This window comes from Psychromonas sp. B3M02, from assembly GCF_003318165.1.
Lineage (GTDB): Bacteria > Pseudomonadota > Gammaproteobacteria > Enterobacterales > Psychromonadaceae > Psychromonas.
The window spans coordinates 851-13253 of the sequence record NZ_QOCB01000151.1 but is presented as its reverse complement, the minus strand read 5'-3'; the positions used below and the strand labels follow the sequence as shown (position 1 = coordinate 13253).

Sequence of the window (12403 nt, the reverse complement as noted above, 5' to 3'; positions counted from 1 at the left end):
TTTTGCACCATTGCCTTTTTTCAATTACCTGTACTTTTAAATAATAAGGTAACGCTTATATGTCAACAAAAATTGGTTGGTCTGCCTGTGAAGAAGCCCTTCCACTCGAAATGCCTTCACTTGAGTATATTGATAATTTAGATGAGATGCTGGTGGCTGCACAAATCGTTAAGGAGTGCCATCGTTTATTAAATAAAGCGGGTATTAATGTGGTTAGTGAATTACTTAAGGGGCAGGGGACTTTTTATCAGTTAAACCATTATCCTGAACAAGATGTCTACGATGATGAGTCTCACTGTCAATATTATTATCATAATCACAGAGGCGTAGAAGGGGAGCATGGGCATTTTCATACTTTTATACGCTCGCCTGCTATTCCTGAGGCTATTCAACCTATGTCAGGTTTTATGCAGTCTGAGCCTTGGCCGTCAGGAGAGGATGCGCTAGCGCACTTTATCTGTATCTCCATGGACGATGAAGGGTTTCCGGTTGGGTTATTTACCACTAATCGTTGGGTTTGTGCACAAACTTGGTATTCAGCTGAAGATACGATTGCTTTGCTTGATCGTTTTTATATTGATCATGCTTATCCTAACCTAGTGGTAAACCAGTGGATCACAGCGATGTTTGTGTTATTTAGACCTTATATCGTGGCGTTACTAACACATAGAGATAAAGTGATTGCCTTAAAACAAGCTGAAAATCCAGAGGTAGATGTACTAGAAGATCGTGAGTTAGATGTAACAGGTTCATTTACGATTACAATTGATCAGTGGGTTGCACAATTAACGGCGTTAATGAATATTGATATTGCTTTGTAATAAGGTGCATCAAATACTGAATTGATGCACCTTATTAAGTATTTACTTAAAAATTAAGCTTATCTTGTATTTGCTCTACAAAGTGAATTAAGCCTGTTTCATCTATTTCAGTAAAACGTTCTGTAATAGGGCTATCAATATCTAATACCGCTACTGTTTTACCCTGTGAGTTAATCGGTACAACAATCTCTGATTGACTTGCTGCATCGCAGGCAATGTGTCCCGGAAATTCATGTACGTCAGCGATACGTTGTGTGCTATTGGTACTGAATGCTTTCCCACAAACCCCTTTATCTAATGCAATACGGACACAAGCGACATTACCTTGGAAAGGGCCTAATACTAGTTCCTCTTCCTTATAAAGGTAAAAGCCTACCCAATTAATTTGGTGTAAATTGCTATTAAGTAACGCACTTAAATTAGATAGGTTGGCAATCAGATCTTTTTCATCCTCGATCAGTGCAACGGCCTGTTTTGTTAATGACTGATAGTCAGCTAATGTTTTCATTTATACCTACTCTATACGTGAAATTATTGGCTTAGTATCAGGCTTTATTCTCTCAAATAAAATAGATAGTTAAATGAAATACCTGTTTTTTCAAATTATTTTCTATTTTGCACAGTATTTGCACATTCTGTTGTTATTGTCCTTTCGAAATTTAAACCTGATAGGATTTTTGAAATGAAAAATAGTTCAAACATATTACTAGCTTTAGTTATGTCTGTAGGTGTTATGAGTCAAAGTTATGCTGCCAGTTCTGATCAAGACCGACCTGAAGGCGGCCCTCAAGGTGGTCCACCACAATTCTCTTCTGTTGATACTGATGGTGACGGCGAACTTACTTTCGATGAATTTTCTGCTCAAGAGATCCCACACGGTGATCACCAAACTGTGTTCGATGATATGGATTCAGATGGCAACGGTGTAGTGAGTGAAAATGAATTTACTAGTTTTAAACCGCCTCGTCCGCAGTCTTAAAATTAATGATATTGCGAACATTCTGTTCATGACCTTAGTGCATGTCGATTCGTTATATCAGCAACAGATTTTCTAAACATAGATTTTTCTAAGCTTAGAAATAAAGGTACTTTCCATTTCGACCTTAACGGAAAGAAATAATAATAATAACCCAACTATATGATAAAAGAGCATAAGATTCTGGTCATGTAACAGTAAGCTAACAATAAATAACGATATTTATGTTAGCTTAAATAAGTGGGACTCAAAGTGGGTGATTTGATTTATACTATTTTGATACAGGTAGTATGAATTATTAAATAAACCCGTTAGCGTATCTATCATGCTAGCGGGTTTAGTTTTTTCGATATTGTATTACTTCACTTTTAGCTTCTCTAACTCGTCGTATCACCTTTCAGTGTGTTATTAAAATATCAGTGCTATTTATTGTTAATGTTACCGAGATTAAAGGTACAATATTCATCACATGAGCATGAGAACCCTCCATGAAAATACATAATAAATTATTCCTCGTCTTCTTCGGCTTCAGTCTTGTATTAGTAACTGCGTTAGTTTTATTAATACAATGGAGTATTGGTAAAGGTATTATTGAATATGTGAATAGTAAAGAGGTTGAAGCATTAAAGCCCTTAGTGGCAGTGCTTGAAGATGAGTATAAAAAAAATAATAATTGGCAAAGTATACAAAATAGAAATAGGCATTTTGGACATTTATTGTTTCTATATTCGCAAGGTTTAGACCCGCAATCTCAAGCTTCTACTTATGAGGCAAAACCAAATAGTAGGTTACCAAGAGCTGAGGGATTTGCCCCGCCACCAAGAAGGCGCCGTCCCCCGACTGATTTGAACGAAGGTTTTGCTGTTTTTGATGCTAATGACGCGCTTATCGTTGGTCATTATATCAAAGGCATTGATTATAATAGAATTGCAATCATGACTGATAAAGTGAATGTAGGGTGGTTAATGGTCCCTAAGCATAAACAAATCACCGATGGTTATGAGTTAGACTTCATTAAACAACAACGAAGTTATCTTTGGTTAATTGCATTGATCACTATGGTGCTGGTTATTCTAATTACATTGCCATTAGCAAGACACCTTGCTGAGCCGATTAAAAAAATCATACGAGGTATGCATAAACTCACCCAAGGTGACTATCAACAGCACGTAGACGTTAAACGCAAAGATGAATTAGGTGAGTTAAGTCGAGATTTTAATGAATTAGCACTGACACTTTATGAAAATGATAGTGCGCGTAAGCGTTGGTTAGCAAACATCTCCCATGAATTACGCACACCAGTCGCTATTTTAAGAGGTGAGTTAGAAGCAATCTTAGATGGTGTAAGAGCATTAGAGAAACAGAATATCGAGTCAGCGAATGATGAAGTTAAGCACTTACAGCATTTGATTGATGACCTGCATTTACTGACCAGTGCGGACATTGGTGGCATGCATTACCGTAAACAAAGCCTCGACGTGGGCCTGTGGCTAGAGTCGGAAGTGCCTAAATATACCAGCTATCTTGCCGCCGCTAATATTAAACTTGAGCTTGAGAAACAGTCTGGTGAGTTTATTGCTTTTGTTGATCCAACACGATTATGCCAACTGTTTGAAAATATCATGAATAACTGTATTAAATATTCGATAGCTAATTTAGTGAAATTATCATGGGCAGTTATCACTCATGATCAGCAAAAATATTTAAAAATTACAGTGGAGGATAATGGCGTTGGTGTTGCTGAGCATCATCTACCCCATCTTTTTGAGTCGCTATATCGTGTCGAGAATTCAAGAAATAGACAAACTGGTGGCTCTGGGTTGGGGTTATCAATTTGTTCGCATATTGTGAGTGCACATCAAGGTAATATTAAAGCTGCTAAGGCTAAGTTAGGTGGATTAGCGGTGATCATCGAATTGCCTTTAGAATAGAATGGCAGTTTGCTCTGTATGAAGGCTAATATACTAATATCCGCTTATTTAACCCTAATTTTACCTAGCTAAAGTTAGGCTTGTCTTTATTGATGTTATTTATAGGAGTTGCCTGTGGCCAATTCAATTTTAATTGTTGAAGATGAAATAAAATTAGCGAACCTACTCGCTGATTATTTCAAATTGACTGATTATGAACCACATTTAATTGATCATGGTGACCTGGTGATTGATTGGGTAAAAACACATCAACCCAGTGTTATTTTATTAGACCTTATGTTGCCTGGCACTGATGGTATTACGTTATGTAAAGCGATTAGAGCCTTTTCTGATGTGCCTATTCTGATGGTTACCGCAAAGGTCGATGAAATTGATCGCTTACTTGGATTGGAACTAGGGGCTGACGATTATATCTGCAAGCCTTTCAGTCCTAGAGAGGTGGTAGCAAGAGTTAACACTGTCATGAGAAGGGTGAAAAATAGTCATTCAGTGACTTCTCCTGGTTTTTCGCTTGATGAAAATCGTCTTGTCGCTATTTTTAATGGTACTGAATCATCATTAACTTCGGTTGAGTTTCAACTGCTTAAACGTTTAGCCAATAAACCTAGTCGTATTTTTACCCGTGAACAGTTAATGCAAAATATGTATTCAGATGATCGTATTGTGAATAACCGTACTATCGATAGTCATATTAAAAAGTTAAGAAAGAAGTTGATTGATATTAGTCAGGGAGAAGATTTGATTCAATCGGTGTATGGGGCGGGGTATCGTTTAGTTTTACCTGAGCAGTTATAGTTTTCTGTAGATAAAAAAATACCCGCTCGAGAGCGGGTATTTTTATCACATCAAAGTGTTTAACTGATTACTCAGCTTCAACAACTTCAAGGTTGATAACTGCAGTTACGTCAGAGTGTACTGTAACAGTAATCTCGTAAGAACCAGTTAAACGTAAAGCGCCTTCAGGAAGACGAACTTCACTTTTAGCAACTTCTACACCAGCAGCAGTGATTGCATCAGCAATATCACGTGTACCGATTGAACCGAACAGTTTACCAGCATCACCAGCTTTAGAAGTGATAACAACCGCTTCTAATGCAGTAAGAGCTTCACCACGTGCTTGAGCAGCAGCTAGGTTAGCAGCTTGCTTAGCTTCTAGATCAGCACGACGTGCTTCAAAAGCTTCTAAGTTAGCTTTGTTTGCTGGTACAGCTTTTTGCTGTGGGAAAAGGAAGTTACGTGCGTAACCTGCTTTAACGTTTACTTTATCGCCAAGTTTACCAAGGTTAGCAACTGTATCTTGTAGGATAATTTCCATAATCTATAGCTCCTATTTACTTGTGTAAATCTGTGTATGGTAAAAGTGACAAGTAACGTGCACGTTTGATTGCGCGCGCTAGTTGGCGTTGGTATTTTGCACTTGTGCCAGTAATACGGCTAGGTACGATTTTACCACTTTCAGTGATGTAGTTTTTTAATGTAACAACGTCTTTGTAATCAATCTCAACAACATTTTCTGCTGTGAATCGACAGAATTTACGACGGCGGAAGTAACGAGCCATGGTAGTTCCTTAAATTTGTTCTATGTACTGAGCATGTAACACCAATTTACCAAGATTACTCTTGCTTTGGTGGTAAGTGATAAAACCACTTACTTTAATTTGCATGCCTTTCGATAATTTATTTTTCAACTGACTTGCTAATGGTCCACTTGTGGCAATTGGCATATAGCACATTGCATTCCGTGGTAATCCAGCTTCTTCTTGCACTGAACGATGTTCTATCGTCAGGTTACAGTGTTCAACGCCACTTGGGCTAATTTTATGTATCGGACTTTCGGTCACAATACCTGTAAGTTGCAAAAAGTTATCAGTCACTCAGTTTCTTATGCTTCAGCTTCTGCTGGTGCAGCTTCTGCTTCTGGGCGCGGAGCACGAGGAGCACGTTCAACACGCTCTTCTTTTGCTTTTGCTACTACAGATGCTTCAGTTACAGCAGTTTTAGTACGCATGATCATGTTGCGGATCACAGCATCGTTGAAACGGAAAGCAGTTTCCAGATCGTCGATTACTTTTTGCTCAGCTTCAATGTTCATAAGAACGTAGTGTGCTTTGTGTAGTTTGTTGATTGGGTAAGCCAGTTGACGACGGCCCCAGTCTTCTAGACGATGAACAGTACCTGCTGCTTCAGTGATAGCAGTAGTGTAACGCTCAATCATACCATTAACTTGTTCACTCTGATCAGGGTGAACCATAAATACGATTTCATAATGACGCATATAAAAATCGCTCCTTACGGGTTAGTAGCTTCATAAGTTGGCTCAGCCGTACCAAATAGAAGCAAGGAACAAAAAGGGTGGCTGATTTAAGGCGGCAAATTGTACATTCTGCAATCAAACTGCGCAAGCAATAAAGCGAATATATTTTAAACTTTATGACTGAACTTTTCGAATTGGTTTGTATCTATTACTAGGCAAGCTAAAATAACTATTTACATACTTATTAAAGAGTCGATTTAATTGAATTCTCTACCCGTTTACATTCTGATAGCTAGCTTAGTGGCAGTGAGCGCCAATGCATGGTTTTTCATAGACTCGTTTCAAGGAGAAGACGCGGAGCCTAATAAAAAAGAAGAGGTAAAAGAACAAGAAACTGTGGTTGACCCAGAAGTGGTGGTTCTACAACAAACACCCATCCCTAAAGAGGAATCTGAGTCGCTGTTAGTGACTGCAACACAAGCTCAGGCTAAAAAGCAGATCGATGCGCTAAAAGCACAACTCGAAGCTGAAAAATTAAAAAACCAACAAGCATTAGCCGCCCAGCAAACACAACAGAGTAAATTAAATTACTTACAATCAGAAAATGAACGCCTGTTTGATCAGGTGTCTACGTTAGATAACCAAGTCAACATACAAGAGTCTTATCTTGCTGAAAGTTTAAAGCGAGAACAGCGCTTAAATGAAACACTGCAAAAGCAGTTATTACAGAAAGCGAGCATTACGAGTTCGCCGATCGACAACATTAAATCATCCATTGATCAACAACCGGATTTGTTAAAAACTAAAAAAGATAGCAGTGGTAAGGAGGCTATTTCAGATGCTGAGTTTATTGATGTCGCAGTGCAAACCAATAATATCAAAACTGATGTTGTTGATGGTAATGAGCCAGTAAACGAAGAGGAAAAACGTTTTAGTGGGGCAGTGGAGTTTGGCTTTAATTATGACCAAGATATTGATGTCACTAAAAGTGCTGATGGCCGCTTAATTTTAGATTATAACGTGACCGATAATTACAACATCAATAATGATATTCAATTTGAATTTGAAGATGAAGAAGATGAGGATACAGATAATGACTGGCGTTGGCAGCTTCAAGGTAACTACAGTTTAGACCCGGTAAATTCTTTATTTTTACGTAGTGATATTCAGCGTAGCCAATCTGCATCTTATGAAAAAGAGGACACCTTTACTGTAGGGCATGGTCATGTTTTCTTTAACGAAAACAACCATAAATTTAACACAGAGTTTGGCCCCGGTTATAAAGTGGCTGAGCCTAACGACGGTGAAGATGAAGTCTCGTATAATGAATTCATTGTTCGAACTAAATTAAACTATGAAAGGATTGTCACTGAAAACTTACAAGTGACGTTAGAAGGAACCTTTGAGTTAGGCCATAAAAACAGTGTGTATGAAAGTGAATTTAAAATACAAAATAGAATCTATCAGGAGTTATATTTAATTTTTGATATTAACTATAAGTATAATCAAAATGTACCTGATGATACTGAGAATGACGAATTATCCACTGGTTTTAATTTACAGTATGCATTCTAAAATAACAGTCGCTTAACCGCCATAAAAAAGGCCTAGTCATATTGTTATGACTAGGCCTTTTTTATTTATTTTAATACCAATGATTAGCGGCGTTGGCGTACTACTTCAAATAAGCAGATGCCTGTGGCTACTGATACGTTCAAACTTGAAACGGCACCTGCCATTGGTAGTTTGATTAATTCATCGCAATGCTCGCGTGTTAAGCGGCGTAAGCCTTTACCTTCAGCACCCATCGCTAAAGCCATACCACTTTCTAGTTTACAATCGTAAAGGCTTTGTTCTGCTTCACCTGCTGTGCCGTAAATCCAAATACCTTTATCTTGTAAGTTACGCATTGCACGGGCTAAGTTAGTAACATGTATCAATGGAATTGATTCCGCTGCACCACAAGCCACTTTGCGTACAACAGGCGTTAAGCTTGCTGAGTTATCTTTAGGGATGATCACTGCATGCACACCAGCGGCTTCTGCACTTCGTAAACAAGCACCTAAGTTATGTGGGTCAGTGACACCATCTAGAATTAATAGAAACGGTGGCACATCTAAGTTAGCTAAAATAGGCTCTAAATCATTGTCGGTAAGCACTTTCATTGCTTTTACTCGTGCCATGATGCCTTGATGCTGCTCTCCATCTGACTTCTCATCTAATGCTTTACGTTGCATAAATTGAACTGATACACCCCAATCTTTAGCTTTATTCAGTACATCATTTAAACGTTCGTCATCACGTCCTTTTAACGCGTAAATCTCAATAACACGTTCAGGTTGCTTTTCTAATAGGGCATCAACGGCATGCATACCGTAAATAATTTCATTTTTACTCATTTTTATTCTCTAATATTTAATATGTTTAATCTCTGATTAGGCTTTATTACACCCTAATCAGATTTTTTAGCTTTATTACGTGCACGTTCTGCGCGACCAGGTCGGCTTTTTTTGGTGCTAGTCGTCTTTTTCTTTTTAGATGATGGGGTGTTTTTTACACCTTGTTTCACCGGGCGTTTCTTTTTCGGCGTTGCTTTTTTAGCTGCCGGCTTCTTCGTTTCTATTGTGCCTTCTTGCAGCTTTTCACGTTCGGACTTGGGTGCTGCTTTTTCGCCAGTTGAACGCGTTGCTTTACTACGTGCTCTTTTATCAATAGGGCGATCAGATGATTTTCTTGGTGAAGGTTTACGGCCACGCGTGCGTTGACCCGCTAATGCTTCATCAGCGAGTTCAAAATCAATCTTTTTATCATCTAGGTTAACCGATAGTACTTTAACCTCTAATACATCACCAATGCGATAAACTCGACCGGTGCGCTCACCGGTTAAGGTTTGTTTACCTGCATCAAATTGGTAATAATCAGAAATTAATCCAGTGACATGCACTAAGCCGTCAATATGAATGTCATTTAAGCGAACAAAGAAACCAAAGTTAGTTACTGCCGCAATAGTACCGATCATTGTGTCGCCAATATGATCCTGCATATATTCACATTTTAAGGCATCGGCTACATCACGTGTTGCATCGTCAGCGCGACGCTCGGTCATTGAACAATGCTCACCAAGTTGGCTAACTTCATCATATTGATAGTTGTAACCACCGGTTTCCGTCCATTTTGCTTTTAACTGATTATTTTCTTGGTGTGCAACTAGGTATTTAATTGCTCGGTGTAAAATAAGATCAGGGTAACGACGAATAGGCGAGGTGAAATGTGCGTACTCTTCTAATGCTAAACCAAAGTGTCCTAAGTTATCACCTTGGTAAACTGCTTGTTTCATTGAGCGTAATAGCATGGTTTGCAGCAGTTCTTTATCATCACGTTCTGCGAAGCTTTCCGCTAAATCTGCATAGTCACGTGGTGCTGGTTTTTCGCCACCTTGTAAGGTTAAGCCTAACTCTCCTAAGAATGAACGGAAGTTAGCTAGTTTTTCTTCACTTGGTGTTTCATGAACACGAAATAAAGCGGCAGCATCGGCAGAGCCAATGAAACGCGCTGAAGCAACGTTCGCTTGGATCATACATTCTTCGATGATTTTATGTGCATCGTTACGGACTAACGGCACAATTGAATCGATTTTACGTGCTTCGTTAAATAAGAAGCGGACTTCTAATGTTTCAAACTCCATACCACCACGAATGTGACGCGCTTTTTTGAAGGCTTTATAAAGGTTCTCAAGTTCTTCTAAGTGTGGCACTAATGGTTTGTACTGCTCACGTAATGGCTGATCACCTTCTAAAATAGAAGCCACTTTAGTATAGGTAAAGCGAGCATGTGAATTCATCACTGCTTCATAGAATTTATAATCCGTTAAATGGCCATCTTTAGAGATAACCATTTCACTGACCATACATAGGCGGTCTACTTTTGGATTGAGCGAACATAAACCGTTAGACAGTACTTCCGGTAACATTGGAATGACTTGGTCAGGGAAGTAAACAGAGTTACCACGATTTACTGCTTCTTTATCTAATATCGTGTCTTTACGCACATAATAACTTACATCCGCAATAGCTACCCATAAACGCCAGCCGCCATTCGGCTCTTTTTGACAAAAAACAGCGTCATCGAAATCACGTGCATCTTCACCGTCAATAGTCACTAATGGCAAGTCACGAAGATCAACGCGTCCTTTTTTAGCCTCTTCGGGTACAAACTCACCGTAATGCTCAATCTCTTTATCTAACCCTGCTGGCCATTCATGTGGAATGTCGTGAGTACGTAAAGCAATTTCCACTTCCATTCCTGGTTCCATATCTTGGCCCAGTACTTCTGTTATTTTACCTGTTGCTAAAAAACGTGCTTTAGGACGCTGTACTATTTCAACCACCACAATTTGTCCGTGTCGCGCTCCGCCGTTATTTTCTTTGCTAATTAATATCTCTTGATTAATGCGAGAATCATCAGGTACCACTGAACCCATTCCATCTTCAACAAAGTAGCGACCAACGATGGTTTCTTTACGTGCTTCTAATAAACGCACAAAGCGTGCTTCAGTTCGGCCACGTGAATCTACTTTTACGGGCTGTGCGAGAATAGTGTCACCGTGGAATAAAAAACGCATTTGATGATTAGGTAAAAATAGGTCTTTGCCATCATCTGCTGTTTTTAAGAAACCAAAACCGTCTTTATGGCCAATAACAACACCAGTGGATAGATCTAACTTGTCAGGTAACCCATAGGTCGCGTTTCGGCACCAAACTAATTGGCCATCACGTTCCATTGCTTTTAAGCGGCGACGTAATCCTTCCGCTTCTTCATCACTTGATAATGAGAATGCTTTAAACAAAGCATCACGAGTGATTGGTTTTCCATGTTTTTCGATAAATTGTAAAATGAATTCACGGCTTGGTACGGGATGTTCGTAAGTTTGTGATTCGCGATCTAAATTTGGGTCTAATGTCATATATGAAACTCTTTGTAAGGCAATTAGTGAAAGTATATCTGAAAATAGATAAAAGCTTTGAATTAATGAAGAAAAGGCTGATTTTTTTGTTTTTTAAGCAGATTGTACATCTATTGAGCAAGTAAACCTATTTTATTAAAAAAACTATAAAAAAGACTAGACAGCTTTTGCAGGGTTCAGTATTATCCGCGCCACGCTAAAGACGTGAGCATCCGTAGCTCAGCTGGATAGAGCGTTGCCCTCCGGAGGCAAAGGCCACAGGTTCGACTCCTGTCGGGTGCGCCATTACTTCGAGAGCAATAGTTTGAAAGAAAGCTCGGAAGTAAAGAAAGTCTTTGGATTGTTAGTGGCGGATGTAGCTCAGTTGGTAGAGCCCCGGATTGTGATTCCGGTTGTCGCGGGTTCAAACCCCGTCATTCGCCCCATCTTTTCTTGATGTAAAACTAGATACTCGGTGATTAGCGCAGCTTGGTAGCGCATCTGGTTTGGGACCAGAGGGTCAGAGGTTCGAATCCTCTATCACCGACCACATTTGAATAATCCGCTTAGCTCATAGAGTTAAGCGGATTTTTTCGTTTTAGAGAACCTCTGAGCGAGGTTCGAGGAAAAGACTGCTCAGACCCCAAGCTGTCGCTTGTTCGCTCCATCTATCTCCGACCACATTTAAGAAGCCCGTAGCATTTATGATGTTACGGGCTTTTTGCATTTTAGGTGTTTGAACTCGGTGATTAGCGAAGTTTGGTAGCGCATCGTCGCGAAGCGGGTAAAGGGTTGGACCAGAGGGTGGTTTTTAGGTTCGAATCCTCTACCACTGACCACATTTTAATAATCCGCTTATGTAATGACTCGTCTACGCTCGTCGGATCATCTAGATCGTTATTTACAGTGGTTTCGCCATGTCGGCGACTTTACTTTTTCTTGGTCAGAAGAAAAAGTAAGCAAAAAGACTGACACTGAATCACTTTCTAATCCAAGCTATTAATGCATTTTAAACGTACCGTTTCGTACGTGCATCCATGCACTAGCCTCAACTAACCCAAACATCCTGTTTGGTTTTACTAAAATGCGTTAATAGCTTGGGAAAGTTCAACAGTGGTGTCGTCGTAGCCACGTTGAGTATCGTTTTTTGGGGATTGAGTATCGTTTTTTGGGGGCGCAGAATTCATCCTGCCTTATTTTTAGAGGTTTAATTTAAAGCTACTTCGTTAAGTAATAACTCGTCTACGCTCGTCGGATCAATTAGAATATTATTTACAGTGTTTTCGCCATGTCGGCGACCTACTTTTTCTTACCAGAAGAATAAAGTAGGCAAAAAGACTGGCTCCCAATTCGTTTTTTAATCTGAATGAATAACAGCCTTCTTAACGCACCGCTCAGACTCGACATCCATGTCTCGAACTGAGCTAGTAACGGCTTCCATGCCTTAACTTGCTGAAGTCAGTGATTAATTCAGAAAAA

At 39.3% G+C, this 12403-nt stretch carries 13 protein-coding genes and 3 tRNA genes; 9 read left to right on the top strand and 7 right to left on the bottom strand.

Annotation, left to right across the window (positions count from 1 at the left end):
- Window positions 1-59 precede the first annotated feature (59 nt).
- Window positions 60-821: a DUF6969 family protein gene (locus DS885_RS16700; protein WP_113820530.1), complete on the top strand. Its 762-nt coding sequence runs from the start codon at window positions 60-62 to the stop codon at window positions 819-821.
- A 46-nt stretch (window positions 822-867) separates the two neighbouring features.
- Here the strand turns inward: DS885_RS16700 and DS885_RS16695 are convergent, their stop codons facing one another.
- On the bottom strand, window positions 868-1329 hold the full coding sequence (locus DS885_RS16695) for a GAF domain-containing protein (protein WP_113820529.1): 462 nt from the start codon (window positions 1327-1329) through the stop codon (window positions 868-870).
- 174 nt (window positions 1330-1503) lie between these two features.
- Here DS885_RS16695 and DS885_RS16690 point away from each other — a divergent pair, with 174 nt between their 5' ends.
- The 3 genes from DS885_RS16690 (at window position 1504) to DS885_RS16680 (ending at window position 4523) form a co-directional block, all read left to right on the top strand.
- Window positions 1504-1800 carry an EF-hand domain-containing protein gene (locus DS885_RS16690; protein ID WP_113820549.1) on the top strand — a complete coding sequence of 99 codons (297 nt, stop codon included), beginning with the start codon at window positions 1504-1506 and terminating at the stop codon, window positions 1798-1800.
- 485 nt (window positions 1801-2285) lie between these two features.
- Complete coding sequence (locus tag DS885_RS16685) at window positions 2286-3728, top strand: ATP-binding protein (protein WP_113820528.1); 1443 nt, start codon at window positions 2286-2288, stop codon at window positions 3726-3728.
- A 114-nt stretch (window positions 3729-3842) separates the two neighbouring features.
- Window positions 3843-4523 (top strand): response regulator, encoded by a 681-nt coding sequence (locus DS885_RS16680; RefSeq protein ID WP_113820527.1) that lies wholly within the window; start codon window positions 3843-3845, stop codon window positions 4521-4523.
- Window positions 4524-4590: 67 nt separating this feature from the next.
- On the opposite strand, the gene rplI is transcribed toward DS885_RS16680, so the two are convergent.
- Genes rplI through rpsF form a run of 4 tightly spaced genes read right to left on the bottom strand, consistent with a single transcriptional unit; the run spans window position 4591 to window position 6003 of the window.
- Complete coding sequence (gene rplI, locus DS885_RS16675; protein WP_113820526.1) at window positions 4591-5043, bottom strand: 50S ribosomal protein L9; 453 nt, start codon at window positions 5041-5043, stop codon at window positions 4591-4593.
- Window positions 5044-5059: 16 nt separating this feature from the next.
- Entirely contained in the window at window positions 5060-5287 is a 228-nt protein-coding gene (gene rpsR / locus DS885_RS16670) for a 30S ribosomal protein S18 (RefSeq protein ID WP_113820525.1), read from the bottom strand.
- 9 nt (window positions 5288-5296) lie between these two features.
- The gene (gene priB / locus DS885_RS16665; protein ID WP_113820524.1) at window positions 5297-5602 is read right to left on the bottom strand and encodes a primosomal replication protein N; all 306 of its coding nucleotides are present in this window, start codon (window positions 5600-5602) and stop codon (window positions 5297-5299) included.
- An 8-nt stretch (window positions 5603-5610) separates the two neighbouring features.
- Entirely contained in the window at window positions 5611-6003 is a 393-nt protein-coding gene (gene rpsF, locus DS885_RS16660; protein ID WP_113820523.1) for a 30S ribosomal protein S6, read from the bottom strand.
- A 240-nt stretch (window positions 6004-6243) separates the two neighbouring features.
- Here rpsF and DS885_RS16655 point away from each other — a divergent pair, with 240 nt between their 5' ends.
- Window positions 6244-7557, top strand: coding sequence for a DUF481 domain-containing protein (locus tag DS885_RS16655; protein ID WP_113820522.1), 1314 nt, complete (start codon window positions 6244-6246; stop codon window positions 7555-7557).
- 83 nt (window positions 7558-7640) lie between these two features.
- On the opposite strand, the gene rlmB is transcribed toward DS885_RS16655, so the two are convergent.
- Window positions 7641-8381 carry a 23S rRNA (guanosine(2251)-2'-O)-methyltransferase RlmB gene (gene rlmB, locus DS885_RS16650; RefSeq protein ID WP_113820521.1) on the bottom strand — a complete coding sequence of 247 codons (741 nt, stop codon included), beginning with the start codon at window positions 8379-8381 and terminating at the stop codon, window positions 7641-7643.
- A gap of 53 nt (window positions 8382-8434) precedes the next feature.
- Window positions 8435-10945, bottom strand: a complete 2511-nt coding sequence (gene rnr, locus DS885_RS16645; protein WP_113820520.1) for a ribonuclease R — start codon at window positions 10943-10945, stop codon at window positions 8435-8437.
- Window positions 10946-11153: 208 nt separating this feature from the next.
- Here rnr and DS885_RS16640 point away from each other — a divergent pair.
- The 4 genes from DS885_RS16640 to DS885_RS17570 all read left to right on the top strand — a co-directional run bounded on the left by DS885_RS16640 (window position 11154) and on the right by DS885_RS17570 (window position 11927).
- A tRNA-Arg gene (locus tag DS885_RS16640) sits at window positions 11154-11230 on the top strand.
- A gap of 64 nt (window positions 11231-11294) precedes the next feature.
- Window positions 11295-11370 (top strand) — tRNA-His (locus DS885_RS16635).
- A 27-nt stretch (window positions 11371-11397) separates the two neighbouring features.
- Window positions 11398-11474: transfer RNA gene (locus DS885_RS16630), tRNA-Pro, on the top strand.
- 312 nt (window positions 11475-11786) lie between these two features.
- On the top strand, window positions 11787-11927 hold the full coding sequence (locus DS885_RS17570; protein ID WP_181817786.1) for a hypothetical protein: 141 nt from the start codon (window positions 11787-11789) through the stop codon (window positions 11925-11927).
- Window positions 11928-12403: the final 476 nt, after the last annotated feature.

Bases quoted from the DNA above. Each gene is read 5' to 3' on its own strand.
- DS885_RS16700 (WP_113820530.1), top strand. From the start codon at position 60: ATGTCAACAAAAATTGGTTGGTCTGCCTGTGAAGAAGCCCTTCCACTC.
- DS885_RS16695 (WP_113820529.1), bottom strand. From the start codon at position 1,329: ATGAAAACATTAGCTGACTATCAGTCATTAACAAAACAGGCCGTTGCA.
- DS885_RS16690 (WP_113820549.1), top strand. From the start codon at position 1,504: ATGAAAAATAGTTCAAACATATTACTAGCTTTAGTTATGTCTGTAGGT.
- DS885_RS16685 (WP_113820528.1), top strand. From the start codon at position 2,286: ATGAAAATACATAATAAATTATTCCTCGTCTTCTTCGGCTTCAGTCTT.
- rplI (WP_113820526.1), bottom strand. From the start codon at position 5,043: ATGGAAATTATCCTACAAGATACAGTTGCTAACCTTGGTAAACTTGGC.
- rpsR (WP_113820525.1), bottom strand. From the start codon at position 5,287: ATGGCTCGTTACTTCCGCCGTCGTAAATTCTGTCGATTCACAGCAGAA.
- rpsF (WP_113820523.1), bottom strand. From the start codon at position 6,003: ATGCGTCATTATGAAATCGTATTTATGGTTCACCCTGATCAGAGTGAA.
- rlmB (WP_113820521.1), bottom strand. From the start codon at position 8,381: ATGAGTAAAAATGAAATTATTTACGGTATGCATGCCGTTGATGCCCTA.
- rnr (WP_113820520.1), bottom strand. From the start codon at position 10,945: ATGACATTAGACCCAAATTTAGATCGCGAATCACAAACTTACGAACAT.
- DS885_RS17570 (WP_181817786.1), top strand. From the start codon at position 11,787: ATGACTCGTCTACGCTCGTCGGATCATCTAGATCGTTATTTACAGTGG.